This is a genomic window from Streptomyces albospinus, assembly GCF_014648695.1.
Lineage (GTDB): Bacteria > Actinomycetota > Actinomycetes > Streptomycetales > Streptomycetaceae > Streptomyces > Streptomyces albospinus.
On sequence record NZ_BMRP01000015.1, the window covers coordinates 1 to 26,076 of the forward strand.

Annotated in this window: 24 protein-coding genes; 13 read left to right on the forward strand and 11 right to left on the reverse strand. The window is 71.4% G+C overall.

All coding sequences use genetic code 11. From position 1 onward, the window contains the following. Window positions 1–106: 106 nt before the first annotated feature. The gene (locus IEZ17_RS20895; RefSeq protein WP_229852461.1) at window positions 107–379 is read right to left on the reverse strand and encodes a hypothetical protein; all 273 of its coding nucleotides are present in this window, start codon (window positions 377–379) and stop codon (window positions 107–109) included. 578 nt (window positions 380–957) lie between these two features. Further along, window positions 958–1,644 carry a nucleotidyltransferase domain-containing protein gene (locus tag IEZ17_RS20900; RefSeq protein ID WP_308427679.1) on the reverse strand — a complete coding sequence of 229 codons (687 nt, stop codon included), beginning with the start codon at window positions 1,642–1,644 and terminating at the stop codon, window positions 958–960. Window positions 1,645–2,300: 656 nt separating this feature from the next. On the opposite strand from IEZ17_RS20900, the gene IEZ17_RS20905 reads away from it, so the two are divergent. Then, window positions 2,301–3,767, forward strand: a complete 1,467-nt coding sequence (locus tag IEZ17_RS20905) for an erythromycin esterase family protein (RefSeq protein WP_189302371.1) — start codon at window positions 2,301–2,303, stop codon at window positions 3,765–3,767. A 261-nt stretch (window positions 3,768–4,028) separates the two neighbouring features. Here IEZ17_RS20905 and IEZ17_RS20910 read toward each other — a convergent pair whose 3' ends face one another. Beyond that, entirely contained in the window at window positions 4,029–4,826 is a 798-nt protein-coding gene (locus IEZ17_RS20910; protein ID WP_189302373.1) for a PIG-L deacetylase family protein, read from the reverse strand. A gap of 202 nt (window positions 4,827–5,028) precedes the next feature. Between IEZ17_RS20910 and IEZ17_RS20915 the strand changes: the two genes are divergently transcribed. Further along, complete coding sequence (locus tag IEZ17_RS20915) at window positions 5,029–5,526, forward strand: SigE family RNA polymerase sigma factor (RefSeq protein WP_189302657.1); 498 nt, start codon at window positions 5,029–5,031, stop codon at window positions 5,524–5,526. Here the strand turns inward: IEZ17_RS20915 and IEZ17_RS20920 are convergent. Then, window positions 5,488–5,961, reverse strand: coding sequence for a hypothetical protein (locus tag IEZ17_RS20920; RefSeq protein WP_189302375.1), 474 nt, complete (start codon window positions 5,959–5,961; stop codon window positions 5,488–5,490). The two genes, IEZ17_RS20915 and IEZ17_RS20920, sit on opposite strands and share 39 nt — an antisense overlap. Before the next feature lie 62 nt (window positions 5,962–6,023). Here IEZ17_RS20920 and IEZ17_RS20925 point away from each other — a divergent pair, with 62 nt between their 5' ends. From IEZ17_RS20925 to IEZ17_RS20940, 4 genes are all read left to right on the forward strand, one after another. After that, window positions 6,024–7,280, forward strand: coding sequence for a mannosyltransferase family protein (locus tag IEZ17_RS20925; RefSeq protein WP_189302376.1), 1,257 nt, complete (start codon window positions 6,024–6,026; stop codon window positions 7,278–7,280). 94 nt (window positions 7,281–7,374) lie between these two features. After that, on the forward strand, window positions 7,375–7,896 hold the full coding sequence (locus IEZ17_RS20930; protein WP_189302378.1) for a MarR family winged helix-turn-helix transcriptional regulator: 522 nt from the start codon (window positions 7,375–7,377) through the stop codon (window positions 7,894–7,896). Between the two features lie 382 nt (window positions 7,897–8,278). Next, the gene (locus tag IEZ17_RS20935) at window positions 8,279–9,091 is read left to right on the forward strand and encodes a HipA family kinase (RefSeq protein ID WP_189302379.1); all 813 of its coding nucleotides are present in this window, start codon (window positions 8,279–8,281) and stop codon (window positions 9,089–9,091) included. A gap of 67 nt (window positions 9,092–9,158) precedes the next feature. After that, window positions 9,159–9,800 carry a TetR/AcrR family transcriptional regulator gene (locus IEZ17_RS20940; protein WP_189302381.1) on the forward strand — a complete coding sequence of 214 codons (642 nt, stop codon included), beginning with the start codon at window positions 9,159–9,161 and terminating at the stop codon, window positions 9,798–9,800. Between the two features lie 305 nt (window positions 9,801–10,105). On the opposite strand, the gene IEZ17_RS20945 is transcribed toward IEZ17_RS20940, so the two are convergent. From IEZ17_RS20945 to IEZ17_RS20965, 5 genes are all read right to left on the reverse strand, one after another. Beyond that, window positions 10,106–10,780, reverse strand: a complete 675-nt coding sequence (locus IEZ17_RS20945; RefSeq protein WP_189302383.1) for a VC0807 family protein — start codon at window positions 10,778–10,780, stop codon at window positions 10,106–10,108. Window positions 10,781–11,020: 240 nt separating this feature from the next. Next, window positions 11,021–11,335 (reverse strand): hypothetical protein, encoded by a 315-nt coding sequence (locus IEZ17_RS20950; protein ID WP_189302385.1) that lies wholly within the window; start codon window positions 11,333–11,335, stop codon window positions 11,021–11,023. Between the two features lie 111 nt (window positions 11,336–11,446). After that, entirely contained in the window at window positions 11,447–11,908 is a 462-nt protein-coding gene (locus tag IEZ17_RS20955; RefSeq protein ID WP_189302387.1) for a hypothetical protein, read from the reverse strand. A 147-nt stretch (window positions 11,909–12,055) separates the two neighbouring features. After that, window positions 12,056–13,006 carry a hypothetical protein gene (locus IEZ17_RS20960; RefSeq protein ID WP_189302389.1) on the reverse strand — a complete coding sequence of 317 codons (951 nt, stop codon included), beginning with the start codon at window positions 13,004–13,006 and terminating at the stop codon, window positions 12,056–12,058. Between the two features lie 516 nt (window positions 13,007–13,522). Next, complete coding sequence (locus IEZ17_RS20965; protein WP_229852462.1) at window positions 13,523–13,873, reverse strand: PadR family transcriptional regulator; 351 nt, start codon at window positions 13,871–13,873, stop codon at window positions 13,523–13,525. A 301-nt stretch (window positions 13,874–14,174) separates the two neighbouring features. Between IEZ17_RS20965 and IEZ17_RS20970 the strand changes: the two genes are divergently transcribed. Together IEZ17_RS20970 and IEZ17_RS20975 are read left to right on the forward strand one after the other, a co-directional pair. Then, window positions 14,175–14,432, forward strand: coding sequence for a hypothetical protein (locus IEZ17_RS20970; protein ID WP_189302393.1), 258 nt, complete (start codon window positions 14,175–14,177; stop codon window positions 14,430–14,432). 94 nt (window positions 14,433–14,526) lie between these two features. Then, window positions 14,527–16,143, forward strand: coding sequence for a multicopper oxidase family protein (locus IEZ17_RS20975; RefSeq protein WP_189302395.1), 1,617 nt, complete (start codon window positions 14,527–14,529; stop codon window positions 16,141–16,143). 580 nt (window positions 16,144–16,723) lie between these two features. Here the strand turns inward: IEZ17_RS20975 and IEZ17_RS20980 are convergent. Beyond that, window positions 16,724–18,022: an erythromycin esterase family protein gene (locus IEZ17_RS20980; RefSeq protein WP_189302397.1), complete on the reverse strand. Its 1,299-nt coding sequence runs from the start codon at window positions 18,020–18,022 to the stop codon at window positions 16,724–16,726. A 366-nt stretch (window positions 18,023–18,388) separates the two neighbouring features. Between IEZ17_RS20980 and IEZ17_RS20985 the strand changes: the two genes are divergently transcribed. Next, a complete protein-coding gene (locus IEZ17_RS20985) occupies window positions 18,389–18,931 on the forward strand; it encodes a HEAT repeat domain-containing protein (RefSeq protein ID WP_189302399.1) in 543 nt (180 codons plus the stop codon). 357 nt (window positions 18,932–19,288) lie between these two features. On the opposite strand, the gene IEZ17_RS20990 is transcribed toward IEZ17_RS20985, so the two are convergent. After that, a complete protein-coding gene (locus tag IEZ17_RS20990) occupies window positions 19,289–20,068 on the reverse strand; it encodes a DsbA family protein (protein WP_229852463.1) in 780 nt (259 codons plus the stop codon). A gap of 484 nt (window positions 20,069–20,552) precedes the next feature. Here IEZ17_RS20990 and IEZ17_RS44500 point away from each other — a divergent pair, with 484 nt between their 5' ends. The 4 genes from IEZ17_RS44500 to IEZ17_RS21010 form a co-directional block, all read left to right on the forward strand. Beyond that, on the forward strand, window positions 20,553–20,858 hold the full coding sequence (locus IEZ17_RS44500) for an NmrA family NAD(P)-binding protein (protein WP_189302403.1): 306 nt from the start codon (window positions 20,553–20,555) through the stop codon (window positions 20,856–20,858). Window positions 20,859–20,927: 69 nt separating this feature from the next. After that, window positions 20,928–22,001, forward strand: coding sequence for a YncE family protein (locus IEZ17_RS21000; RefSeq protein WP_189302404.1), 1,074 nt, complete (start codon window positions 20,928–20,930; stop codon window positions 21,999–22,001). 435 nt (window positions 22,002–22,436) lie between these two features. Beyond that, window positions 22,437–22,802 (forward strand): peptidase inhibitor family I36 protein, encoded by a 366-nt coding sequence (locus IEZ17_RS21005; protein WP_189302406.1) that lies wholly within the window; start codon window positions 22,437–22,439, stop codon window positions 22,800–22,802. 317 nt (window positions 22,803–23,119) lie between these two features. Beyond that, window positions 23,120–26,076, forward strand: a 2,957-nt coding sequence (locus tag IEZ17_RS21010; RefSeq protein WP_189302408.1) for an AfsR/SARP family transcriptional regulator, incomplete at its 3' end; no start/stop codon positions are given.

Here is a 26,076-nt window from a genome sequence, read left to right on the forward strand (position 1 = left end):
ATCTTGAAGTCCATCGCACCCCTTGAGCTGGGGTGTTGCGACGACCACTAGAACGGAAGTCTTCGGCGTCAGCGCCGGCGGAAGGGCGGGGCTTTTTCAGTCTCGGTTACTTACTACGGTGGTCCCCGCCTTTCTTACCGTCCTCCCCGCCGTCCTTGCCGTGCTCCCCGCCCTTCTTACCGTGCTCCCCGCCGTCCTCCCCGCCGTCCCCGAAGATCCAGGAGGGGGAGTCCTGGGCCGTCACATCGTGCATGTGCTGGTTGCCCACCCCGAACAGATCACCCGAGTGATCGCCATCGTCGGCGGCGGCGATGCCGGCAGGGCCCATGAGGGCAGCCGAGCAGAGGGCCGCGGCGGCGAGAGCGGTACGCATACGCATTGTTAGCTCCGATTATCGGTTGAGACGCTAGGACGTGAGAATCCATGCCACCGATCCCAGTCGCTCAGTCCACAGTTCACCCGCTCGGCGGTTCGACCCCCTACTCTTTTTCGACTCGACATCCCGTAACGGATGCCATATCCGCCGACCTTGCCTTGTCGGGCCGGCACTGGGTTTTCCGGCATTCTCGTGTCGGTCACATCGCCGTGTCACGCCTGCGGCGAGGGCTTCGGATACGCCGCGGAACGTGCAGTGCGTATGTGTTCGCTGCGCTCCACGCACAGAAGGCTCGACAGGAGCGTCAGGAGTTCGCCGCGCGTCTCGGTGCACATCGTTGTAGATGGTCCCGAGTAGTGCGAGAACCTGCTCTGATCGGCCCGCCGTTGTTTCCGCCTACTCGATTCCCAATGCCCTGGCCGGCGAGCCGCGTTGGAGTCCTGTCAGGTCCTGAACCCGCGCCGCGTCACCGAGTTCGATCCGCCACTCGGGGCGGACGGAGCGCGCAAAGACCACGGTTCACAAGGGCAGCACCGACTCCGCAGGAACTGCACTCGGGCGAGTCGGGTGTATCCGGTGAATCAGGCGCGCCAGTGATGTGCGTACCCGTCCCGCAGCGGTCCGCCGACCAGGTCCAGCACATGCTCGGCGGCGGCGACCAACGGGACGGGGTCGGCGAGTTCGGCGACGGCTTGATGGCCGTTCAGAAGGGCCTTGCCGAGTGCCGGGTCCGCGTGCAGGAGTCGGCGGGGCAGCCATTTGCCGATGCCCGTCCAGGCGTTGTGGTGGGCCGTGAGCAAGTGCGCCGCCTCACGCAAGGTGAAATCGGCGAGTGAGAGCTGTTCATGGCGATTGGCCGCGGGAGTGTCGACCAGGTCGTCCATGTAAGAGGTGAGACCGTAGCGGGCTCGTTCCCATTCCGCCGGGGTGAGTGGCGGAGGTCCGGACGCGAGTACCGCTCGGGCCTGTTCGCACGTACGGAACAGGTGGCCGTGGGGGTCCGTCAGAGGAAGCCCCTGGCCGTAGACGAACAGCACTGTGCCGCGGCGGCGGGCTCTGTCCCACGCGAAGAATTCCGGCACGTCCGCAAGGGTGTTCAGGAACAGCTCGGCGAGGCGCCCCTCATGGCGTATCACCTCGCGACCGCTGGTGTCCGAGTCCGGCAAGAGGATGCCCACGTCCAGATCGCTGGTCGCAGTGGCACGTCCCTCGGCGGCCGAGCCACCGAGCACGGCGCCCAACGCGTGCGGGAAGCGAGTGGAAACCAAACGCAGAGCTTGAGCGGCAGGATCGGCGCGATCATTCATGGGGGCTCATCGTGCCACCCGAGGCATACGCATTCCAGTGGCAGCGGCCCGTGCGCGGCCGTCCGGTATGCGTGCCGCCAACCGCCCCGCCGCGTGCGCCCGGTGTTCGCGCCGACATCCGACTTCGGGCGAACGCAGCGTTGGCGAATGCGCCTTTGGCGAACGCGCCTTTGGCGAATGCGCCGTTGGCGAATGCACCATTGACGGGCGGGGCCGACATTCGCGGCGGTCCGCGGTCGCACCCGGGTCGCGCCCGGCAGGACGGGCGGCAAGCCGCGGGAATTGAAGCCTTATCAGGCGCTCCGCACCCCCCGACCGGTTCATCACGTCCTGTCCTGCCATGGTGTCGATCTCGACCTGGTGAGGAACCGTCCCCTCCCCCACCACGGGGCTCGCACGCGCGCCGGAAAACTGCGATGCGTGCTGCGACTGCCGTTGATACGGTCCCCGGCATGACTGTCTGCACCCGCCAGAGCTGGTTCATCAAGCCCCGCAACGCCGCCTAGCGGCAGGCTGCGCTCAACATCCCGACAGCTTCGCCGCGTTCCGGTTTCCCGCCGGTGCGGTGCTCGACGCTGCCCGGCTCCGACGCTGACTCACACCGCGGAGCACGATTCATGAACGACCAGAAGCACCAGAGTGACCAGAAGCATCAGAACCACCACGGCCACAGCGCCCACGCACACCTCAGCGATCTGCGCGATCTCGTTCCGGACGCCGAGCCGACCCTGACGACCGCCCCCGTCGAACTGACGCAGTGGGTCACGACTCACTCCTCCCGACTGGCCGACCTCGGCCCCGGAGCAGACATGGGGGCGCCGCTCGATGACCTGGAGCCGCTGCGCGGCCTCGTCGGCAGCGCTCGCGTGGTCGCCCTCGGCGAGAACTCCCACCAGATCCGCGAGTTCGCCCAACTGCGCCACCGCATGCTGCGTTTCCTCGTCGAGCGGCTGGGCTTCACGGTCTACGCCATGGAGTACGGAGCCGCCGAGGGCCGCGCGGTGGACGACTGGGTCCAGGGCGGGCCGGGCGACATCGACGACCTCCTGGCCCCCGCGAGCAGCGGTGCCCAGGACCACAGCACCGAAGGCGCAGGCAAAGCCGAAGGCGTCAAGGGGTTGGGGCAGCCCGCGGAGTGCCGGGACACCCTGCGGTGGCTGCGCCGCCACAACGCCCGCGCCGCACATCCGGTCCGCTTCGTCGGCTGCGACATCCCCATGGCAGGCGGCTCGCTCGCGCCCGTACTGGAGCCGGTCGCCGCCTACCTGACCACCGTGGACCCCGGCGCGCTGCGCTTCCTGAACACCGCGCTGGAGATCTCCGAGTCGATCGCGGGCGGGACGGTCATGGTGCCTGCCTACGCCAGGCTCGGCCTGGACCCGGCGGTGCAGGACCGCCTCACCACGGCGCTCGCCCGGCTGCTGGGCCGCTCCACCGATCTGCGTGAGATCTACACCGAGCGCAGTGGGCCCACGGCGTACGAGACCGCGCTGTCGGACGTCCGCGCGGCGGTGACGACCGACCGGGCCCAGCGCGCCATGGTCGAGGCGCTCACGGGCACGCCCGACGGCCTGAACTTCGCCGCCCGCGAGCGCTATCTGGCCGACACGCTGCTGGAGTTCCTGGAGCGGTCCGAGCCCGGCACCCGCGTCGTCCTCGTCGGGCACAACGCCCACATCCAGCGCTCGGCCAACCAGGCCGACGGCGCACTGGCGGTGACGACCATGGGCAATCTGCTCTCCCGGGCGCTCGGCCCGGAGTACGTTCCCCTGGCGCTGACCGGCAATGGCGGTGAGACGGTGGAGAACGTGCCCGACCCGGACCACCCCCTCGGGATGCGCTGGGGACGGGCCGACACCCCGGAAGCATTGCCGGACAGCGTCGAGGCGCTGTTCGCGGGCGTGCCCGGGAAACCGGCCCTGGTGGACGCGCGGGCGCTGCGCGCGTACGCGCGACGTCACGGGCTGCCGGAGCCCGTCCGCACCCGGCTGGACACCGCGTTCCTCGAAATCCCCGCGCTGGAGGCGTTCGACGGGATCGTCTGCGTCCCGGACACCACCCTCAGCGCCGATCTGCCGGAGTAGGCAGCAAGCACGCCAAGGGCAGTGGCAGGGCGGGCCGTTCCGTACACCTCACGGGCGGCCCCGCCCTGCCCGGCCGACCAAACAGGCAAGCGGCGCCGTGGTCCACGTTCGTTGTCCGTGCCGTGCGGTTCGGCTGAACTGCCCTTTGGGGGCGCAGGCGTTGCGTAGTGGGGTGGTGGTGTTCGTCCCACACCGACCGCCCCGGAAGGGAGAGCGGCACCACGGCGGCCGAGCCCGGACCTCATCTTCCCGAACGCGTCCTCAGGCAGTCGGTTCCGTTCGGGCTGCGGTCGCGGTGACGGGATCGTGGCGGATGTACCACTCGGTGGAAAGGAGCCGCCGGCGAGCCTGTGCGGGGAGGGTGGCGATCAGACCGGGGAGGGCTCCGCGCGCCACCTCGGTGCGGTGGGCCAGGACGGCGGCGAGTTTCTGCTCCAGCCAGGGGCCGACGTCGACGGTGGCGGTGATCCGCTTGTCCGGGACGGTGTGCATCGCCTTGCCGGCGCGGGCCAGGTCGCTCAGCGCCGGTACGGCCGAGTGCGGGTGCGTGGCCAGGTAGACGGCGCTCGGCTGCCAGGGGGCGCCGGTGTCGGGGTAGAGGCGCTCCAGTCCGGCCGCCTGGACTGCGAGCATGGTGACCCGGTGGGTGTGCACATGGTCGGAGTGGCCGGTCAGCCCGCCGTGGGCATCATGGGTGACGACGATCTCCGGGCGGAATTCTCTGACATGCGCCACCAGCCGCCGCACCGCCTCGTCGAGCGGGGCTTCGCAGAACCGAGTGCTGCCCGGGGCGGACTGCGGTGCGCGGGCGTCGGCGTAGCCCAGCATCCGAGGTGTGCCGGCACCGAGGATGCGGAGCGCCTCGGCCAGCTCGGCGGCGCGGGGCGTGTCCGCGGCCCAGGTTGCCGTGACCACCGCGGTGCGGGCGCCCGCGGCGGTGTGCCGGGCGAGCACTCCGCCCGCAGCCAGCGACTCGTCGTCCGGGTGGGCGAACACCGCGAGCAGGCTCGGCGTATCTCCGGCGGCCGTCGCGTCGTCCGCTGTCACCTTGCTTCCCATCCGATTGCCTCCAGGCGAATTGGCTTCGAGCCGATTGCCTTCCAACCGGCTTCTGCCACGGCTATGTGAATCTGCGGAAAGACATGTGTTTGTCACGGTGCGGTTCCGTGACGACGCTCACACTGTTTTCTCCTGCCCGGTGTCGACCGAGAGCCCACTGCCAGGCGTATGCCCGGTGAAGCGAGAGATCCGGGAGTGGCTGTTGACCGTCGAGGAGTTCGAAGAGTTCTACGCCCAGACGGTGGCGCGACTCACGGGGCAGTTGTACGTGATGCTCGGCGACCTGCACGAGGCGCAGGACGTGGTGCAGGAGGCGTTCGTCAGGGGGTGGAGCCGGCGTCGGCAGCTCGACCGGGACGGCCGGCCCGAGGCGTGGATCCGCACCGTTGCCTGGCGGCTGGCGGTCAGCCGGTGGCGATTCCGACGGCGGTCGGCCGATGCCTGGAAGCGCAGTGGCGCCCCACCGCATGTGGAGGGGCCCGGACCGGAGCAAGTGGCGCTGGTGGAATCGCTGCGGGAGTTGCCGGCGCAGCAGCGGCGGGTCATGACCTTGCACTACCTATGTGATCTGACGGTTGATCAGGTCGCTGGCGAGACGGGGCTTTCGGCGAGCACCGTCAAAACGCACCTGAGCCGCGGGCGGTCGGCGCTCGCACACCGCCTACAGGACCCGCGTATGGAGGAGGCCCCCGGTGACTGAGCACCAGGACCCGTTGCGGTCCCTGTTCCGGCAAGCGGCCCGGGTGGGGCAGGCCCATAGCGCCGCGGCGCCGGTCGCGTACATCGCCGAGCGGGCCAGGCGAGGTCGGCGACGGAAGATGGCCGGCTTGGCCGTGGCGGCGTGCCTGGCCTTGGGAGGTGGCGTGGCGACCGCTGTCGCGCTGCTGCCGGATCGGCCGCCGCCGCACGTTCCGGCGACCAGCCCGTCGCCGAGCCGGCCGTTGCCGGCGCCCACGAGCCAGGCTCCGGTGGTGCCGTTCCCCGGGCAGGAGACGACGGCGACCACGCCCGGCACCGGGCCGTCGGGCAGCTCCTCCGCTTCGGCCGGGGAGTCCCCCGTGCACACGGCGCCGCCTTCCGCGAGCAGCACCGGGCCCGGGTTCACCACCGCCCCGCCCTGATCGGACGCAGCCACCTGTGACCCGGCGGGTCGCCGCCGGGCGATGACGCCTGCCCCCGCACACCGAGGAGCCCCTTATGTCCGCTGTGCCGCCCGGTCCTCGGGAGCGCATACCCGCCGGCCCACCGCCCCCGCGGCCCGTGCGCCGGCCCGCCACCGGGGTGGCGATCCGCGTGCGCCGGGATCTCTTCGGACGGTCGGCCCCACGTCTGAGCCGGGCCGACCGGGAGGTGCTGTGGCTGTACCTGCTGATCCGCACAGGCATCTGGATCACGGCTTACTGCGCCCGCTGGCTGTTTCCGTCGGACCCGGACACGACCGACCCGGGGCCGGTCCTGGCCTCCTTCGCACGCTGGGACTGGGGCCTTTTCCTCCGTATTGCGAGCGAGGGCTACTTTCCCGGGCGGGGAGGTCCCTGGCAGGCGGGCTGGGACAACCGGGAGGCGTTCTTCCCGGGCTTCCCGCTTCTGCTGCGTGCGGTTCATGCCGTCGTACCGGGCTGGACGGCGGCGGGGCTGCTGATCTCGTCGATCGCCGGAGCGGTCGCCGTGGTGGCTCTGGCCCGTATCACCCGGCTCCAGCTGCCGGATGCGGGGGCGGGTCAGCGGGCCGTGCTGTTCTTCCTGGTGTCACCGTGCGCGGTCTTCCTGGCTGTCGGCTATACGGAGTCCCTGTTCCTCGCCGTCGCGCTACCTGCCTGGCTCACGGCCCGGCACCGCAGGTGGGCCCTGGCCGCCACCCTGGCCGCGCTGGCGACGGCGGTGCGGGTCAGCGGTCTGTTCCTCGCCGCCGCGCTCGCGCTCCAGTTCTTCCTGTCCGTCCGTGACCGCCGGGAGCTGCGTGCGCTGCCGTGGCTCGCCCTGCCCGCGCTGCCGGCCTTCCTCTACAGCTGGTATCTGTGCGCCCGCACCGGTGACTGGATGGCCTGGAAGCACGCCGAGGAGCGGGGCTGGTACCGGACCTTACACACTCCGTGGGACGCCTGGAGCCACACCTGGCACGGCGCGTTCGACCATGTCCAGACCACCGGGTACGCGTTCATGTTCCAGGCCGAACTCGCCGCGATGCTGGTCGGGTTGCTGCTGGTCGGTCTGCTGATCCGTCAACGCCGTTGGCCCGAAGCCCTTTACGTCGGTCTCAGCCTCTGCGCGCTGGGAACCTCGTACTGGTACATGTCCATCCCCCGCGCCACCCTGCTGTGGTGGCCGCTGTGGATCGCGCTGGCGGCTCGGAGCATGCGCAGACCGCGCTTCCGCTCGGGCTACCTCTGCCTGGTCACGCCGCTGACCGCGGTCTTCGCGCTGACGTTCCTGTCGGGACGCTGGGCCGGGTGAGGGCGGGCCGGGGCAGCCGCGCCGCCGGGGCCGCGGTGTCCTCGCGTGCGACCTCGTTCGTCGGGGCCGCCGAACGGAGCGATATAACAGCGGTATGGTGCGGCAAACCAAGGATGAGGGAGGGCCGGTCCCGGCGGATCGGCCGGCGGAGGACCTGCACGAGACCGTTGACGAGGTCACCGCCGCCGTCATGACGGCGTCCCGCCTGTTCGTCGCGCTCTCCGCGCGGGCGCTCGCCGATATCGAGCCGGCGCTGACGCTGCCCCAACTGCGCACCCTGGTGGTCCTGCACGGCGAGGGCCCGGTGAAGCTCGCCGCGCTGGCCGCCGCGCTGGATGTGAACCCTTCCACGGCGATGCGCATGGTCGACAGGCTGGAGGCTCCGGGCCTCGTGGACCGTCAGGTCAATCCCGGCAACCGCCGTGAGGTCATCCTGCGGCTGCGGCCGGCCGGCCGGCGGCTGGTCGAGAAGGTCATGGCCCACCGGCACCAGGAGATCCAGGCCATCGTCGGCCGCCTTCCCGCCGACCGGCGGGCCGAGCTGGTGCGCGGGCTGCGCGCGCTGACCGAGGCGGCCGGGGAGCAGGCCGTGGATTCGCTGACGGAATCGTCGTAAGGCGCGGACGGCGCCTCCGCCCGGGGCCCGGCGGAGGCGGCGGGATCGCTCACGCCGGGACGGTGTCCGGGCTGCGGCGGCGCTGGCCCGGGATGAGGCGCTGCCGGTGGTGCTCCTCGGTCAGGTCATGGCGCCGCGCGTGCAGCAGGTGGTGCAGGGGGGACCGTTATACCCGCCGTCCACATAGGTGCCCCGACCCGCGACGGAATCGACGGATGGCACCGCAAGGCCCCCAACCCACGCCGGCACTCGGCACGTTGCACACCAGGCCCTTCACCCGCCCGGAAATAACTGCAATGCATTCCGTATTTGCAGTACAGTGCGCTGCCGTGCGAGCGTCACGGTCCGGCGCTCCGCGAACGACCGGGGAGGGGACGGGACGATGACCACGGCGTCGGGTGCGCTGCGTACGGTGACGGCGGTCCGGTACGTGGAGCCGTTGCGGAGCGGCGGTTCCGTTCCGGGTGTGGTGGAGGCCGACGACCTGGGCACGTACGTCGTCAAGTTCACCGGCTCGGCACAGGGCCGCAAGGCGCTGATCGCCGAGATCATCGTGGGCGAGCTGGCCCGCCGACTGGGGCTGCGGGTGCCGGAGTTGGTCCTGGTGCACTTCGATCCGTCCGTCGCCGGGGAGGAACCGCACCAGGAGGTGCAGGATCTGCTGCACGCCAGCGCGGGGCTCAACCTGGGCATGGACTACCTGCCGGGCGCCGCGGACTTCATCCCGCAGGCCCCGGACGCCGTCGGCATCGATCCGGCGGAGGCCGCCCGGATCATCTGGCTCGACGCGTTCACCGCCAATGTCGACCGGACGACGCACAGCCCGAACCTCATGACATGGCCCGCTCCCGGGCACCCGCGGTCCCGGCTGTGGCTGATCGACCACGGCGCCGCCCTCGTCTTCCACCACCGCTGGGACACCGCGGCGGACGCGGTCGGGAGGGCCTACGACATCCGGCATCACGCGCTCGGCTCCGGAAGGCGTACCGAACTGGCCCTGGTCGATGAGGAGTTCGCCCCGCGCGTGACCGAGCGGCTGTTGCGTGAGGTGGTCGCCGCGGTCCCCGACGTATGGCTCGCCGACGAACCGGGCTTCGCGACACAGGACGACGTCCGGGACGCCTATGTCGCGCATCTCGCGTCCCGCGCACAGCGCTCCGCCCGGTGGCTCCCGGCGGCAGTCCCCTCGCCATGACCGCCTCTTGAAACTGCAACGCTATGCAAACATGCAGTGCGGTTCAGCGCCGCTGTAGGGTGGCTCCATGGGTGAAGGGCTCCGGGAGCGCAAGAAGCGGCAGACACGGCAACGGATCTCCGAGGCGGCCGTCGCCCTCTTCGTGGAGCGGGGCTTCGACCATGTCACCATCGCCGAGGTCGCGGCAGCCGCCGACGTCTCGGTGAACACCCTCTACAACTACTACGAGTCGAAGGAGGACCTGGTCCTGCCCCCGGACCAGGCGTCTCCGCAGCGGCTCGCCGACATCGTCCGCGCCCGCGAGCCCGGCGAGTCCGCCGCCCGGGCCGTGCTCGACCACCTCCGGGACGAACTGCGGCGACGCGACCGGAACGTGGGGCTGACCGCCGGGTTCGGCCGCGTCTTCCAGATGATGCGGGCCGCGCCCACCCTCACCGCCCGCCTGGAGGACCTCGGCCGGGAGATGACCGAGGCGCTCGGCGCCGTCCTCGCCGAGGAGACCGGCGCCGCTCCGGACGACCAGACACCCGTCGTGGTGGCCGGGGCGATCGGCTGGTTCCACTCCCTGGTCTACGGCGAGATCGGCCGGCGCATCGAGGCGGGCGAGAAACCGGATGCCATCGCGAAGGCCGTCCTGGAACTCCTCGACCTGGCCGAGGGCATGCTGAGCGGGACCGCCCTCACCTACGCCACACGCCCCGAGGCGTAGCGCCATCCAGCCAGGGCCGTCCTGCGCGGGCCGTCACCCAGGGACGGTGATCACGGCGGCTGCGTCATCGGGCCGCTGGACGTCGAGGCCGGTGCGGTCCGACAACGTGGCAACGCCTGAACTGTCCATCGGAAGGTCGATCATGATCTCCCGGCACGCTGCCGCCGCCTCCCGTTCGTGAGCCGGCCCTCGGGCCCCCGGGGGAGCGGCGACCGCCATGTCGGCGAGCAACTCCTCGGCCGCGGGCGGGAGTCCGACCAGTGCGGTCTCCTCCGTCGGGGCGGCCTCGGGACGGCCCCAGTGGCTCAGGCCCGCGGGGTGGCCGGAGTCCGTATGCCGAAGAGGGGGATGCCGCGGCCGGCGTGGAAGGCGCGGCTGCGGCGGACGGTGAGGGCCGCCACCGCGCCGAGGATCGCGAAGGACTGGAACCTGCCGATCACCGGGACCAGATCGACGGGCAGGGTCAGCGCCTCCAGGGTGCTCAGCGAGGCATCGAGCAGCTGGGAGGCGCCCCAGAGCAGCGTCAGTGCGCGCAGCGCGGCCCGGAAGTCGGGCAGGTCGTCCCAGGCGCGGTCCGCCTCCTGCTGGGCGGCCGGGCCGCGCAGGCGGCGCCCGAAGTGGAAGGCGAACGGCCGCGCGGCGAACAGCGAACCCAGGATCCAGAGTCCCAGGGCGGCGGGGATACCCGCGTCCTTCAACAGCAGTACCCGCGGGCTGCCGCTGATCAGCGAGGTCAGTGCCGATGCCACGAGCAGCACGGCCATCAGGAGGTCGAACACCTCGACGCGGCGGCGGACCACGGCGGCGCCCAGTGCGTGCGTGGCCGGGATGACGCCGCTCAGCAACAGGGCCTTCCACTGGGCCACGTCCTGTGTCCGCAGCACGTAGTAGACGGCGAGTGGCAGCAGGATGTTGATGCCCAGTGGCACGACCAGCGCGGGCCACCGGTCCGTCGTACTGCGCGCCGTTGCGGCTTCCATGAGAACCCCCGGGGTCGGGTGGCCGGACATTCCGGCACTTCGATCACCTGCATCGACGTTAGGAGTCGAGCGGGTGGAGCGGCATCGGCTCCAGGGCCGGTCCTCAAGGGCTGTTCTCCACCTCGTCTCCACCGTCGGGTTGACGTCCCACGGGTGGACCCGGTGGACCCGGTCGGCGCGGGAACGGCCGGGGCGGACCCGGTGTCCGCCCCGGCCGGGCGCGCCGCGGCGTCGGTCCCGTCAGGAACCGGGCGCTCCGCGGCCGTCCGTCGATCCGGTGCGCCGGCGGCGTACGGCCGAGGCGGCGAGCGCCAGCAGCGCGCGCAGCCGGCGGCAGCGCGGCGCCCTTGCGGGCGCGGGCGTGGAGGGGGGTGCGGACTTCGGTGCGGCGGAAGAGGGCCGGCGGGCCGTCTCCGGCGCGGCGGAGGGGGGCGGGGCCTGCGCGGGTACGGGAGCGGCCGGGCGCTGCGGCGCGGGCGTGTCGGGTCGCGGGGCATTGCGGGTGGCCTCGGCGCGTACGAGCGCGCCGAGGGCGGCGAAGATGTCGATGGGCATGCCGGAACTCCTGCGGTGCGGACGTCCTGAACGGTGCGGGCGGCAGGCGCGGCCGACCCGGCGCCCCCTGTTCGGGGCGGGGTGCGGGTACGGATCCGCGACCGGGCCGGCTCAGCAGCGCAGAACGGTCACCCGGGACGACGGTCCGGCGGCGGCAGCCGGCAGGACCGACCGGGAGCCGGCGTGGCCCGGTGTGGTCAGGGAATCCGTCCCGGCGGATTGCCGCACCGCCTTGCCGCCCGGTCCGGTCGGGACCTGGTGGCGCAGATGGCAGGCGGAGGCGTGGCGCATCCGCCGGAAGCCGTTGCCCGGATGCCGTGCGCCGTCCTGGGACGGTGCCAGGACCTGGGACGCGGTGGTGCAGGACCGGTCCGCGGCACCGGGGACGAGATCCGCGGTACCGGGGAGGAGAGCGGCAGTCGTGCGGCCGGCGCACCCCCTGGCATCAGGGGGTGGCGCGGCGGGGCCGCCGGCGATCAGTGCGGTGCACAGAAGGGCCAGCAGCGTCAGGAGCAGCAGCGTGCGACGCCCGCCGGTGGCCGTGGAACGGCCGGTGCTGACGGTGTCGCACATGCGGGTCTCCCAACGCTCTTCCAGGAACAGATCCCCTGGAAGAGATCGGGGCATTCGGGAGACATCGGAAAGTCGCGGCGATTCCACTCGATCCGGCTATGAGCCGTGTGTATGCCCCGAGTCGGAACCGCCGGCGAACCGTCGTTCTCAGTCGTCCGCGGCGGCGCGGCGGTAGTAGTGCGTGAACCGCTCCAGCGGCTCGCCTTCGGTGTTCCACGGCCAGGGCGTCGCCACGCCTCCGGTGGCGCGCAGCGTGGTCGCGGCGTCGGCGGGCCGGGCGGCCTTGATCAGCGCGTACGCCAGCAGGTTCAGGTCGGCGAGCGCCTGGGCATGGTGGAGGTATCCGGGGCTCGGCCAGTGTTGCGCCGCGTGGTCGAGCACCCTGACCGCATCGGGGCGGCGCCAGAATTCGCCCGCTCCGAGAGCCGACATACCGCCGGAAGCCATGGCGCGGTGGTGGCTGCGGACGATGGCGGCAAGCTCCAGGCCCGCTGCGGGGGCGTTCGGAGGCATGGCGGAGCGGACGCTGTCGAGCAGATCCAGCACCTGCCCGCTGGAGCCGCACTCGTCCGGTGAGAGATAGCCCAGCGCCTGGAGGTGGGCCTCCCGGTTCCACGGATCGCGGGCCTTGATCTCGCGCCAGATCGGCGACAGTTCGCCGGAGGGGCGCCGCTCCAGGCGGAGGGTGGCCATGTGCAGGGTCCACGGCGTGGGGTCCGCGGGCAGCAGCTCGGCCGCGAGCCGGCAGGTCTCCCGGGTGGCGTCCAGGTCGATGGTGGAGCCCTGCTCCCCGGCCAGCAGCAGATCCGACCAGGCATGGAGGAGCAGAGCTGCGTGGTTGCGGGGGCTGTGCTGGCGCCAGATGCCGGGCAGGGACCGGCCCGCGGACGAGACGAGCACCCGGAGACGGTGTGCCTTGCGGTCCCAGTCCTCGCCGGCGTCGTCGATCACGTCGTTCATCAGCGCCATGACAGCCGTGTCGAGCGATCCGCGGTCCCAGCAGGTCTCGACGCGCCGCCGGACCTTTCCCAGGGCGGCATCGTCGAGCTCGGGGACCAGACGGGGACGGCTGCCTTTGCGGCGTCTGAATACTGGCATTCCGCGATGGCCTTCCAGATGAGGTGGGGGACGGAACGGAGTGCAGGCATGGTACGGGTGCCGGCGTGCGCGGTATGTCACTGCCCGTACTACGAGATGCGACGACGGTCGGGGCGACGACTGCCGGGGGCGATCAGCGGCAGCACAATTCGGACACCGTCGCCCTGAAGTCCCCCGCCTCTTACGCTTCCGCGGGGATGCGGAAGTACATCGTGCCTGCGTCGCCCCAGGCCCGCCCCCGGTACTCCGCCGCGTCGTGGGCAAGGGCGCGGTCGCCCACGTCCCAGTCGCATTCCATCTACCGCATCCTGGCACCCGCCTCCGACAACGCCCGTGCGAACGGCGGCCGTTGGCGTCCGGAGGGGGACAGTCACCGTCGGTCGCGACCGGTGCCCGCCCCTTCGGCGTGCTGCGATCCGATCTGCTACACGGCGACGGCCCTGTCCTGGCGGAGGAGGCGCGCGGTGTGCGCGAGGGTGCCCGCGGCGGCGACGTACCGGTCGGTCGAGGTGGCGGTCACAGACCCGGTCCTTCCGCGGTGGGGTCCAAGCTGGTGAGCGCCGCGCCGATCGCCCGCCACTCACGCAGCAGTGCCTGGGCGAGGCGGGTGCCGTCGCGGCTGGTGCGGTACACCTTGCGCGGGCGTGCCTGGCTGGTGTCCCACTCACTGGTCAGCAGCCCTTGGCCTTCCAGCCGGCGGAGCAGTGGATAGAGCGTGTTGCCCGCGACCGGCATGCCCGCGCGTTCGAGCTCGTTCAGCAAGCCGTAGCCGTAGCCCGGCGTCCGGAGCGCGAGCAGGCTCGCCAGTACCACCGAGCCGCGGCGCAGCTCCTGCCGGTGGGCGTCGAGGAGTTCAGCATCGTCCACATTCGACACCATAGTGTGCGTCACACACTATGGGCCGGCGACATCAATGTACGAAAGGTGGGTCTGCCGCGTACCCGTCCAAGCGACGGGACCGGACCGGTGCCCCGCGAGGGCGAGCGGAGCAGCGGTGGGAACTTCATGGCTCCGCGCGCGAATCCGTGAACCCCCACGAGACCGGACACGGCGCCACGAGACACTGACGGCCGACGCCCGCCGAACCGCCGGGGCCCTGCCCGGGGCGGCGGCCCAGATGGCGCATCACGGCATGACGATGCACCAAGGTGTACACGATCATGACGACATGACGGTGCACCAGAAAGTCGACCGGTCGGTCACGGACACCGACGGCGGCGCCATGCACCCCGCCGCGGTCCGTACGACCGTGCCCTCCTTCTGGACACCGCGTCTCCGCTTCCTCCTCGGTACCGGCCTGCACTCCGTCCGCCGGGAGTACGGCCCGGTGGCCGTCCACCCCGGCGGCCGGCTGTGCGGCCGTCGGCCGATACATCCGCCGCCGAGCCGGAAACTCCTCGCGCGACCTCTGGTGCAGCGCGTGTAGGAGCGTGCCTCGCCGCCGACGCACCCGGAGTCCGCGGCAGTGCCCCTCACCGACCACACATCACACCGACACAATCGCCACGAGGTGCCTTCCTATGCGTACGCACTCCAGACGCGCCCTGCTCGGCGCAGGTATCGCCGCCGCCGGCAGTGGGCTGCTGATCTCCACCGGGGCCACCGCCCTGGACGCCAAGAACGGCAGGCCCCACTCCGGCAGCACGCCGCCCCCTCCCGACTCGCACGACACGCCGGGCTCGCACGGCCACAAGGCCCCGTCCGGCTACGTCTCCCCGGACGGTCCGGAGGTCATCGAAAGGGAGAGCAAGCGGGGGTCGGGCCCCGTGCGCCGCTTCTCGATGACCGCCGCCGAGGCCAAGTTCGACATGGGCGGCCAGATCGTCGACACCTGGGCCTACGGCGGCCTGCTGCCGGGCAAGGAGCTCCGGGCCAACGCGGGCGACAAGCTCGTCGTCACCCTCCACAACCGCCTCCCGCAATCCACCACCGCCCACTGGCACGGGGTGCAGATCCGCAACGACATGGACGGGTCCCCCGACATCACCCAGCGCGCCGTGAAGGCCGGCGGCACCTTCGAGTACGTCTTCACGGCCACCACGCCCGGTACGCACTGGATCCACCCGCACGTCGGCGTGCAGCTGGACCGCGGGCTGTACGCACCGTTGATCATCGACGACCCCCGCGAGCCCCTCAAGTACGACCACGAGTGGGTCGTCATGATCGACGACTGGCTCGACGGGGTCGACGGAATGACTCCGGACGCGGTGCTGGACGAGCTGAACAAGAACAAGCCCGGCGGGGCCATGGGCCACGACAGCATGCAGAGCGGCGGCAGCCGGGCGGCAGCTGCCGCCGTGGCCCGGGCGCGCAGACACGCCATGCACCCGATGGCCGACGACGATCCCTCGGACAGCGTGGACCACCCGTTCCACCTGATGAACGGCCGGGTCGCCAGGGACCGGGAGACCTTCCGCGCCAAGCCCGGCGACCGCATCCGGATCCGCCTCATCAACGCAGCCGCCGACACCGCCTACCGGGTCGCGCTCGGCGGTCACAACATGACGGTGACGCACATCGACGGCTACCCGGTGAAGCACAAGGAGACCGACAGCCTGCTGATCGCCATGGGCGAGCGCTTCGACGTCCTGGTCACCGCGAAGGACGGCGTCTTCCCGCTCACCGCGCTCTCCGCGGGCAAGAACCACCAGACCGCGCAGGCCCTGCTGCGAACCGGCGACGGCGACGCGCCCGACGAGAAGATCCGACCGAAGGAGCTGAGGAGCGGGGGGCTGAGTGCGGACAAGTTCAAGGCCGCCGCATCGGTACGGCTCTCGGACAGCAAGCCCGACCGCACCATCAAGATGGATCTCACCGGCTCCATGGACGACTGGGACTGGGCCATCAACGGGAAGCCGTACACGGAATCACAGCGCTATCCCGTACAGGAGGGGGAGCGGGTGCGGCTCACCTTCCACAACACGACCAAGATGTGGCACCCGATGCATCTGCACGGGCACACCTTCGCGCTGCCCGACGGCGGCCCCCGCAAGGACACCACGATCATCCTGCCGGACGAGAAGCTCTCCGTCGATTTCGACGCCGACAACCCCGGCCTGTGGATGCTGCACTGCCACAACGTCTACCACTCGGAGTCGGGGATGATGACGGTCGTGGGCTACAAGTCGAAGAGGTGACGCCGGCGGGTTCGCGGGCGGTCCGCAACGGATCGCGTCCCTGTCGGCCCGGCCTCACCGCCACGACAGCCCAGCCCGGGGCCCTCCCGCCGCAGAGCAGATTCGGCGCATGTGTCACCGAACTCGGCTCCGTGGCAGGCCACTCCCCTGCCGCCCCCGAACGCAACGCCCCCCGCACGGAGGCTTCGGCCCCACACTGACCGCGGACACGCGAAGGAGGGTTGTGACTGTCAGTCACAACCCTCTTTCGCGGCTTTCTACAGCCCATGCCCTAGGGGGACTTGAACCGCAGGATGGCGTTGGCGCCCCCCGGGAGTCCGGGTACGCTCCCGCGCCGCGAAGGCGCCCCGCTGCTTGAGGCCGCCGAGCAGGGACAGGCTCCCCTTGGTACGCGGACGGGTCGAAGTCGTGGGCAGCGTCTTCCTCTGGAGGAAGGTCGTGCTGTTCGTGGTCGGCGTGGGCTTCGCGCTGTTCATGTCTCCGACCCCACCGAGGCCGGCTGACACAGCGTCAGTAACGATGGCCATCGGTCCCGCAGGACAGATGTCATGGGCGGCGGAGACGTTCCGCACCTCGTTCGCTACTCGGCGAGATCCGCGGTGAGCGTGGTGCTCGGCACGCTCACCACCGCGTCGTAGGCCTCCAGGGCCGGCACGGGCAGGAAGCCGTCGTCCATGCGGATGCGGGCCGGCTCGGGCAGACCGTGCCGCCGGGCGTGCGCGCGCAGGGCGCGGGTGTCCACCAGCGCCGGCGCCTCGGGCACGCCGGCGAACAGCGCCTCCACGCTGTCGGGCACCGCCTCGGGGGCGTCGGCCGCGGACTCGCGCATCCCGGCGGGGTGCGCCGGGTCGGGTACGTGCGTCACGGTCCGGCCGCCGCCACTGGTCAGCGCCACGGACACATAGTCCGTCCCGAGCTGCTGAGCGAGCGGGTGCCCCATGGGCGTTCGGGCGAGCGGGCCGCCCTTGGGGTTGGCGGTGCGCTGGATATGGGCGTTGTGCGCGGCGACCACGATCCGGGTGCCGGGTCGGGACCGGTCGAGCAGTTGCCACAGGCTGTCCGCCAGGTAGCGGTCACGGGCGGCGAGGTCGGCGGCGTCCGGTGCGCCACCGAGGAGTTCGGACATCGCGCGCTGCATCTGGTCGGTGCGCCAGGCCGCCCAGACGTCCGAGAGGACGTTCTCGTACGCCTGGTGGCCGCCGTGCTCGACGTAGATCTCGCGCATGACCGTGACCCGGTTGAGCAGCCGGCCGAGCGCGGTCGAGAGGCGGTCCTGGGACGCGGGGTCCAGGCCGAGGCGGGCGTGGGCGGGGACCAGGCCCGAGCCGCCCGCGAGCGGCTCCGAAAGGGCCAGGGCGGTACGGGCATAGCGCTCCGCGCCGGGGTCGACGTCGGCCAGATACGCCGCGACCGGCTCCAGTGCGGGCGCCAGTGAACCGCCGGCCGCCGGGACGTCGAGCCCCGCGAAGTGCACCGGATGCGGCGCCGTGGCGTTGTGGGCGCGCAGCCACCGCACGGTGTCGCGGCTTTCGGCGGACTGGCCCGGATAACCGTCGGCGCGGGGTGTGAGCAGCACGTCGAGGTCGCCGTCGCCACCCCGCGTCCAGGCGTCGACGGCCCGGCCGGCGGCGGCCCCGAACTCCACGGCGTAGACGGTGAATCCGCACTCCTGGACCAGAAAGCGCACCATCCGGTCGCGCAGCAGCCCGAACTCCCGTATCCGGTGGGAGTTCTCCCCCAGCGCGACCACCCGCGCGTCGCCGATGAGGCGGAGCAGCGGCGCCAGGTCGTCGAACGGGGCATGGGGGCCGAGTTCGGCGAGGCGGACGGCGTTGCGGGCGGTCCACTCCGCGAGGGTGAGCGGGTGCGGGAGGCTCATGATCGCGACTCTAGCGCTGTGACCGCACGGGTGCGCCGGCTCGGTCGATCGCGGCCACGATGACAGGTGGTCGACCTCCCTTCAAATGCCTTGCCCGCTACGGAACTTGGCGTGCTCGCATCGCCGGCGCGGCACTGGAGTGAAACCGGTGCCTCCTCTGCCGTCCGGGAGCATGACGTGGGAACGCATCGGCCATCCGGTCGGCCAACGGCAGGGAGGACGCCTCGAAGGCCGCAACCCGGCCTTCGCGTACTCCACCGACGGGGCACTCACGGCCCGGGGCCAGGACGCGCAGGCATCGCCGAGCCGCGCTCCCCGCGCGAAAATCCGTTGCAGCGCTCCCCCGCATGGCGTGAGTCTGAGGTCATGCTGGGATTCGTCAGTACCGAAAACGACGCCCTCGTCTCGTGCCTGGGCGATCCGCATCGCGCCGCAGCGGCCTACCGTGGGCTGCTGCGGCGCGGTGCGGGTGCACTGGGCGCGATCCGCGCCGGCCTGCACGACGAGGATCCGGCCGTCCGCGAGGGCTGCTGCCGTCTTCTCGACCACCTGGTCGACACCGATTCCATGGACCAACTCATCGCCATGGCCGACGATCCCGACCCTCGGGTCAGGATCGCCGCGTTCCACGCACTGGCCTGCGACCGGTGCAAGGGCGACACCTGCGCCCCGGGCGCGGACCGGGTCCTCGCCCCTGCGCTACAGCATCTGGCCGCCGACCCGGACCCGCATGTCCGGGCGATGGCAGCCGAGTTGGTCGGCAAGTTCGTCCATGCCGATACCGATGCCCTCGCCGCCCTGGAGGCGTCCCACGCCGGGGACCCGAGCCCGTCGGTCCGCAAGAAGGCGGGCTGGTTCACCCCCGGCGGAGCGATCTACGAACGGACCGTCCCCCGCGCGATCAGGTAGCGGCACGGGCGTCGTAGGGGCAGTAAGGGAGTTGGCGACCGAGCGATGCCACGGGCCGCGGCACGGAGGGGAAGTCGCGGCAAGCGGAAGCGTTTCCGCTTCCGGTCCCTCTCGCTGCGTGGCGTGCGGTGCTGCACTACCAGTGGTGGCGGCGTCCGCCGACGGCGCGCCCCGCAGCTCCCATATGCCACAGCCCACCCGTCGAGGTCGGGCCGGTCCCCCGCGCTCGCGCTCCGGCCTTCCCCTGCATGCCCGTTGGGTTTCATGGCGAGCTGCGGCCACGCGATCGCCGTCCCGCGTCACGGCGGCCCTCGCGCTACGCATGGCTCACCATGCGGCCATTCGGCGGTGCGGCGCTCAGCTCTGCGGCGTGGCCGGCACAGCGGCCATGACCTGCTGTACCTCTTTGTTCACCAGGGTGTTCAGCTTGCTCGGCGTGAGGGCGGCGGCGCCACCCGGGATCGTGCGGTCGTTGATCTGCACGACGGGGAGTTCACCCAGGCCCGCAGCGGCGAAGTTGGCCTGCGACTCCTTGACCCAGCCCATGCGCTCGGTTCGGTCGACGCACAGCGAGAAATCGTCGTGGTTGATCTTTCCGGCCTTCTTGGCCAGGGCGATGAGCAGTTTGCGATTCTTCAGCGTGTCTTTGGTGGGGGCCGGCTGGTTCTTCCAGATCTGGTCCATGTAGGCGGTGAGCCGCCCCTGGTCCTGGGCGCAGGCCGCGGCGGATGCGGCTTCCGTCGCCCCGCTGCCGCCGTACTGCTTGTCGCTCTGCGTGACCAGGCGGTAGTTGATCTGGACCTGCCCGGATGCGAGCAGCCGGTCGAGAGTGGGGCCGAGGCGCTGGGCGAAGTCCCGCGAGTGCGGATTGCGGGGGTCTTCGAAAATGGTGAGCGTGACGGGAATGGTGGGCTTCACCGGAAGCGCCAGTTTCGTCTTCCCGCCGGACGCCACTGCGCTCGTCGGGGCTTCCACGGTGGTCGGCCGGGAATTGCGCACGGAATGCCCCAGGAGGGCCGCGGCTCCGTACACCACCGCGATGCCACTCGCTATCACCGCATAGTTGCGCCACTTGCCCTGGCTGCTGCGAGACGCCTGCTGGGGTGACTCTTCCTTGCGCGCCTCGTCCTTCGCCAACGCAGCCATGCGCACCCTTTCGCCAGTTCACCGATTCACCGGTTATGTCCATATTTCCTGCGGCAGCGCACGTTCCTGTCACCAGCCTCCGGAGAGGGTGCGACAGCGTCGATCGATCCCGCTTCGGCGCACCCGCTCCGGGGCCCGCCTGCTCTGTACCGGGTCGAGTGTAGAGCCGTACAGCGGCGAGCCGACCGCCCGGGGCGCGCCGCACCACCCACGTCATCGATCGAGCCCGCAGCCAGGGCGTCGCCGGCGACTACGAGCGAGCCCACAGCCGGATCAATTCGCCGCAAGAACACAGAGAAGGGGATCTCTGCCGAAGGCCGGAGACGGCCCCTTTCCGCACGCCAGCCTCGTCGCCGCGGCCGGGGATCTTGCCCTCGGACGAGTCCGTTCACCGCTCGACCCGATGACGGGAGGCTCCGCCCCGACCAGGGGCGTCCATGAACGGCGGCGACGAGAAGACGAGAAAGGGAGAAGCATGGACATTTTGGTGACCGGTGCCACCGGCACGGTCGGCCGGAAAGTGGTCGAGCACCTCGTTCAGGCAGGCCACACGGTGCGGGTCCGCACCCGGAACCCCGAGGCGGCGGCCTTACCGGACGCCGTGCAGGTTGTTCCTTGCGGTGCCTGTCCGCCGTACGCGGCGGCAGCTGCCGCCGGTGTCCGGGCCGGGGCGCGCATCCCGCCGTTGCAGCAGGCGGCCCGCCGCAACGGCGGAGACCGCTTACGTGGCCAGGAGCGGTTCACTCGCCCGGGTCACGGGCGAGGGCTGGCTGGCCGGTAGCCCGACTGCGGGAACCCGAGATGCCTGATCTTGTGGAGCCGTAATGATCACTGCGGATCCAGGAGTGCCATGCAGCGTTTTCCCCAGGCCGGCGCGCCGCTCGGCAAGCCACCGGCCCAGAACCGTCGGAGCACACCCCTGCTGTCCCGCCGCAGTCGTCGCCTCTGTTGGTGCTCGGCCACCGCCCTGCTGCTGCCCTGCGTCCTGGCCGCGGCCGGCTCGTCACCGGCTCCCGCGACCCGGCACCTGGCGCGCTACCCCGTGCGCGTGAGCGCCTACGTGGCCAACAGCGGCTCGGCGACCGTCTCGGTTTTCGACACCCGTTTGGAGCGCCGGGTCGGCGCCGTCCAAGTGGGCCGTGGCCCGACCGGCGTAGGAGCGGCTCCGGACGGCGATGCGGTCTACGTCGCCAACAGCCGTGCCGACACCGTCTCGTTCATCGGCACCGGTTCCCGGCTCGCCACGGCCCTGGTGCGGGTCGGGCACCGGCCCTTCGCGGCGATGCCGACCCGCGACGGCCGCCTCGTGCTCGTGGCCAACTTCGGCTCGGACAGCGTCTCGATCGTCAGCGTCCGGGACCGCCACGTGATCGGCACCCTGCGGGTGGGGCCGCTGCCGCACAGCATCACCACGGTGCCGGACGGGCGTGCCTACGTGACCGACAACGGCGGGGGCACGGTGACCGTGCTCGGCAGGGGCTTGCGCGCAACCCGGGACATCCGGGTGGGAGACTTCCCCAGCGGGATCAGTTCACCGCCCTCCGGCCGCCGGGTGTATGTCTCCAACACCGGTTCCGGCACGGTGTCGGTCATCGACCCCGATTCCGACTCCGTGGTGGCTACCCTGCCGGGCGGCCAGGCGCCGCTGGGCAACGCCGTCAGCCCCGACGGCCGACGCCTCTACGTCGCCGATTCGGCCCGGAACTGCCTGCTGATCATCGACACCCTTGCCCGCCGTGTCGTCGGCCACGTTCCCGTCGGCGTCGATCCGCAGGGCGTCGCCGTCACCCCTGACGGCCGGCGGGTGTGGGTGACCAACGAGCAGTCCGACACCGTATCGGTCATCGACCCCTTCACCGGGCGGGTCCGCGCCACCCTGCCGACCGGACACGAGCCCGAAGGCATCGCCATCACGCCACGCTGAGCGTGACAGGTTTCCGACGCGTCGCAGCCTGGTTCCCCTCTGGTGAGGAGTGGGGCGGCTGTGGGGGTGTCGTTGCGGATGCCCCTTGTCCGGGCCGCGGTACACGGCGCCGTGCCCCCGCCGCTCTTCCGGCATGAGCACGGGATCGATCGACGAGCGCACGGGTCCGTCCGTGCGCGGCAGCGCCTCGCACAGTTCGAACAACAGGTCGTTCCAGGTGGCCGGGGACTCGCACAACGCTGCCCGGAAGCATGACGGTGGAGGGAACGCCGCGCGTGGCGCGTGGCCGGTGCAGCAGACTCGCCCCATGGCCCTGGTCCGGTCGGGTGTGTCCTCGGCGGGGCACGTGATCAGGTCGGGACGGCCCGTAGGTCCGGCGAATGCCCAGTAGGCGATCCATCTCGCGTCATGTTCCGACTGTCAGGGGGAGATCCCATGCGCATCCACCACGTCACCGCGGCACTCGGTTCCCTGGCCGCCGCGGCGGCCCTCGCTCTGGCCACCACCGCCCCCGCACATGCACGGACCGGCGCGGTGTCGGACGCACCGGCCCGCGCCGCGGCCGACTGTCCGCAAGGTTACGTCTGCTTCTGGTCGGAGCCCGATTTCGGCGGGGAGATGAGGGCCGCGCAGAATCCCCAACACGATTGCGAAGCGACGCCGGTCCAACCCGCGCGGTCGGTCTACAACCACGGCTCCGACTCCCGGACCTTCTCCTCGAAACCTCGTTGCTCGGTACGCGTCGGCTCACTGGAGCCGGGCGGCTCCGCACGGTCCATCGAGGTCTCCAGCTGGCAGTGAACAACGTCGTGCGCACCGGGCCGTGAAGGTACGGCGTTCCACCCCAACTCTTCACCTCTCGGGGGCGGTTCGGATGTGGAGGCGCGCACAGCTCCCGTCTGGTGGCCAGGCTCACGGAGGGGGTGTGGTCGTGTCCGCGCCGTCCCCGACCGGTTCGAATCCCGCCTCGGCAGGACCACCGCCGGCGGCGGAAGGGCGGGGGCCGCGCCGCCAATCCTGGAGGGAGGAATGCGAGAGAGAAATTCACCTGATGTGCACGTTGTGCAGCCTCGTCGAGAGCGCTGAAGTGCCCGTCAGTAGCGCCCTATACTCCCTGCGTGTCTTCGACGGGGGCGGTATCCACGGGTGTGCAGCAGCTCCGGCTGGCCGTACTGGGGCCGCTCCAGGGCCGGCGGGGTGATGCGCTGCTGGAGCTCGGTCCGATGCGTCAGCAGGCTTTGCTGGCCGCGTTGCTGCTGCGGCCGGGGGTGACGGCCAGTCGGCAGCAACTCCTCGACGGCGTATGGGGCATGGAGCAGCCCGGTACCGGCGCGAAGGTGATTCCGGTGTATGTGCACCGCCTGCGCCGATGTCTGGGCGGTCCGGGGGACGGCCCGTCGGAAGCGGTGATCGTGACCGACCGCGGGGGGTATCGCTTCGTCCCGCGGAATGTGCGGGTGGACGTGGCGCGCATGGAGGAGATCGCCGCCGAGGCGAAGGCGGCGAAGGGCCGCGGCGAGCTGGACGCCGCGGTGGGCGCGTGGTCCCGGGCGCTGGAGCTGTTCCGGGGCGAACCGCTGGCCGGAATTCCCGGGCCGTTCGCACAGGGGGAACGGCTGCGCCTGGCGGAGCGCCGGCTCGCGATGGTGCAGGACAAGCTGGACTGCGAGCTCCGGATGGGCCGGCATGTGGCGGCGGTCGGCGAACTGTTCGCCCTGGCGGAGACCCACCCGTACAACGAGGCGCTGGCCGCCCTGTTGATACGCGCCCTCTACGTCGGCAATCGGCAGGCCGACGCACTGGACGTCTTCACCAAGGTGCGCCGTCGCCTGGTGCGGGACCAGGGAGCGGAACCGGGCGCGGAACTGCGGCAGGTGCACGAGGCGGTGCTGCGTGGCGATGACGCGCTGCTGCTGGGCACGCCCGTACGGCAGGAGCGGCGGCCGGCGGACCGGCGGCTGCCGGCAGCTCGCCGGGAGCGCCCTGCGCGCAATGAACTGCCGGTCGGCGCAGGAAACTTCACCGGCCGGGTCCGGGAGCTCGAACTCCTCGGCGCACCGGCCGACGCGCAGGGCGTGACGGTCCGCGCGGTGGACGGTATGGCCGGGGTCGGCAAGACGGCGCTGGTGGTGCATGCGGCGCGTACGGTGCGGGAGCGGTACCCGGACGGCTGCCTGTTCGTCGATCTGCACGGGTATCGCGAGGATCGCGGGGCCACCGGGCCGCAACGGGTGCTGCGCCGGTTGCTGCGGGCGGTCGGCGCCGACGAGGGGGAGGATTCCGAAGATCTCGACGAGTTGGCCGCCTCCTGGCGGGCGGCGACCGCCGCGCTGCGGCTGCTCCTGGTGCTCGATGACGCCTCGGGTGCCGAGCAGGTGCGTCCGCTGCTGCCCGCCGGTCCCGGCAGCATGCTGCTGGTGACGAGCCGTCAGCGGCTGACCGGGCTGGACGTGGACCGCCGGATCTCGCTGACCCCGCTCGACGTCGACGAGGCGGTGGGGCTGCTGAGCCGCATCGTGGGCGACTCGGGGTCCGACCGCGAGCGCGGCGCGATTCGCCGGCTCGCCGGTCTGTGCGACCGACTGCCGCTCGCCCTGCGCATCGCCGGGGCACGGTTACAGAACCGCCCGTTGTGGGCGCTGGAATCCCTGGCCGCCCGGCTGGCCGACGACGAGCGCCGGCTCGGCGAGCTCTCGGTGGAGGACCGGAGCGTGGAGGCCGCGTTCCAGCTGTCCTACGACCAGTTGCCGGCCGCCGAGCAGCGCGCGTTCCGCGCCTTGGGCCTGTCGCCCACCGTGGAGCTCGACCGGCTGACGCTGGCCGCCATGCTCGACTGGGCGCCGGCGGACGCCGAGCGCGCCCTGGAGAGCCTGGTCGACGCCAGCCTCGTCCTGCAAGTGGCCGCCGACCGCTACCGGTTGCACGACCTGGTGGCGGTCTACGCCCGGCGCGTCGCGGCGGCGCACCCCGCCGAGGTCGCGGCGGTCCGGGACGGGGTGTTCCGGCTGTATGTGACCGCCGCCCGCCGTTCGAGCGACTGGGGCACCTCGGCGTTTCCGACCGGTCCGGAGCCGGGGGCTGCGCCGTTCGCCGACTGGGAGGAGGCGACGAACTGGCTGGACGCGGCGGGCAGCGAGCTGGTCGACGTGGTGGGGCACGCGGTGGGTGCGGGCAACCTGGACGACGCCTGCTGGATCGCCGAGGGCCTGGTCGACTACCTGACCCGGCAGGGCCGGTTCCACGAGTGCCGTACCGCCCTGGAGACCCTGCTGCCGCTGGTCGAGCAGGCCACCGACCGGCGGATGGTCTCCGAACTGCGCACGTGCATGGGCATGATGTACGGCCTTCAGGGCCGTTACGAACAGGCCCGGAGCTGGCTGACGGAGGCCCTCCGGATCAGCCGCCGGGCCGGTGACCTGCATGAGCAGGCCAGAGCCGCGGGGTGTCTCGGGACCTTCGCCAACCTGGCCGGGCAGATAGCGGACTCGATGGTGCACTTCCAGGAAGTGGCGCAGCTGGCCCATAAGTTGGACGACGACTGGCTCACGAGCGTGGTCACCGGCACGGTCGGCGAGATGCACCACCAGCTCGGCGAGCACGACCGGGCGTACGAGTGCTACACGGAGGCGATCGTGCTGGCCGAGAAGGTCGGCAGCCCCCGGCAGTCCGGGAAGACGCTGCTCCGCCTCGGGTGTCTGCAACTGGATCTCGGCCGGCCCCGGGACGCCGCCGACACGCTCGGGAAGGCCGGCGAACTGGCCCGGCGCCTGCGGGACATCCCCCTGTACGTGGCTGTCCTCGGCAGGCTGAGCGCCGCCGAAGCGTGCCTGGGCAACGTGACCGCCGCCGCCGAACTCCGCCGCCGGGCCCTTGCGGTGCTGAGCGAGCAGACCGGCACCGAACGCGAGATGATCCGCCACCGGCTGGTGTGGAGCAACGTCCCGGCGGAAGACCTCGCCGGCGCGCGCGAGTTCTTCGAGCGGGCCGTGGCCCTCCCCGATGCCGAGGTCTACCGCGAGCAGATCTCCCGCGCCCTGGGCGAACTGCACCTCCAATGGCAGTCGGACGTCGGCCG

Coding starts and splice junctions, on each gene's coding strand:
- IEZ17_RS44500 (WP_189302403.1), top strand. CDS start 20,553: ATGGACATTTTGGTGACCGGTGCCACCGGCACGGTCGGCCGGAAAGTG.
- IEZ17_RS20910 (WP_189302373.1), bottom strand. CDS start 4,826: ATGGGAAGCAAGGTGACAGCGGACGACGCGACGGCCGCCGGAGATACG.
- IEZ17_RS20955 (WP_189302387.1), bottom strand. CDS start 11,908: ATGTGCGACACCGTCAGCACCGGCCGTTCCACGGCCACCGGCGGGCGT.
- IEZ17_RS20960 (WP_189302389.1), bottom strand. CDS start 13,006: ATGCCAGTATTCAGACGCCGCAAAGGCAGCCGTCCCCGTCTGGTCCCC.
- IEZ17_RS20975 (WP_189302395.1), top strand. CDS start 14,527: ATGCGTACGCACTCCAGACGCGCCCTGCTCGGCGCAGGTATCGCCGCC.
- IEZ17_RS20945 (WP_189302383.1), bottom strand. CDS start 10,780: ATGGAAGCCGCAACGGCGCGCAGTACGACGGACCGGTGGCCCGCGCTG.
- IEZ17_RS21005 (WP_189302406.1), top strand. CDS start 22,437: ATGCGCATCCACCACGTCACCGCGGCACTCGGTTCCCTGGCCGCCGCG.
- IEZ17_RS20950 (WP_189302385.1), bottom strand. CDS start 11,335: ATGCCCATCGACATCTTCGCCGCCCTCGGCGCGCTCGTACGCGCCGAG.
- IEZ17_RS20895 (WP_229852461.1), bottom strand. CDS start 379: ATGCGTATGCGTACCGCTCTCGCCGCCGCGGCCCTCTGCTCGGCTGCC.
- IEZ17_RS20905 (WP_189302371.1), top strand. CDS start 2,301: ATGAACGACCAGAAGCACCAGAGTGACCAGAAGCATCAGAACCACCAC.
- IEZ17_RS20940 (WP_189302381.1), top strand. CDS start 9,159: ATGGGTGAAGGGCTCCGGGAGCGCAAGAAGCGGCAGACACGGCAACGG.
- IEZ17_RS20925 (WP_189302376.1), top strand. CDS start 6,024: ATGTCCGCTGTGCCGCCCGGTCCTCGGGAGCGCATACCCGCCGGCCCA.
- IEZ17_RS20980 (WP_189302397.1), bottom strand. CDS start 18,022: ATGAGCCTCCCGCACCCGCTCACCCTCGCGGAGTGGACCGCCCGCAAC.
- IEZ17_RS20930 (WP_189302378.1), top strand. CDS start 7,375: ATGGTGCGGCAAACCAAGGATGAGGGAGGGCCGGTCCCGGCGGATCGG.
- IEZ17_RS20935 (WP_189302379.1), top strand. CDS start 8,279: ATGACCACGGCGTCGGGTGCGCTGCGTACGGTGACGGCGGTCCGGTAC.
- IEZ17_RS21000 (WP_189302404.1), top strand. CDS start 20,928: ATGCAGCGTTTTCCCCAGGCCGGCGCGCCGCTCGGCAAGCCACCGGCC.
- IEZ17_RS20985 (WP_189302399.1), top strand. CDS start 18,389: ATGCTGGGATTCGTCAGTACCGAAAACGACGCCCTCGTCTCGTGCCTG.
- IEZ17_RS20970 (WP_189302393.1), top strand. CDS start 14,175: ATGACGGTGCACCAGAAAGTCGACCGGTCGGTCACGGACACCGACGGC.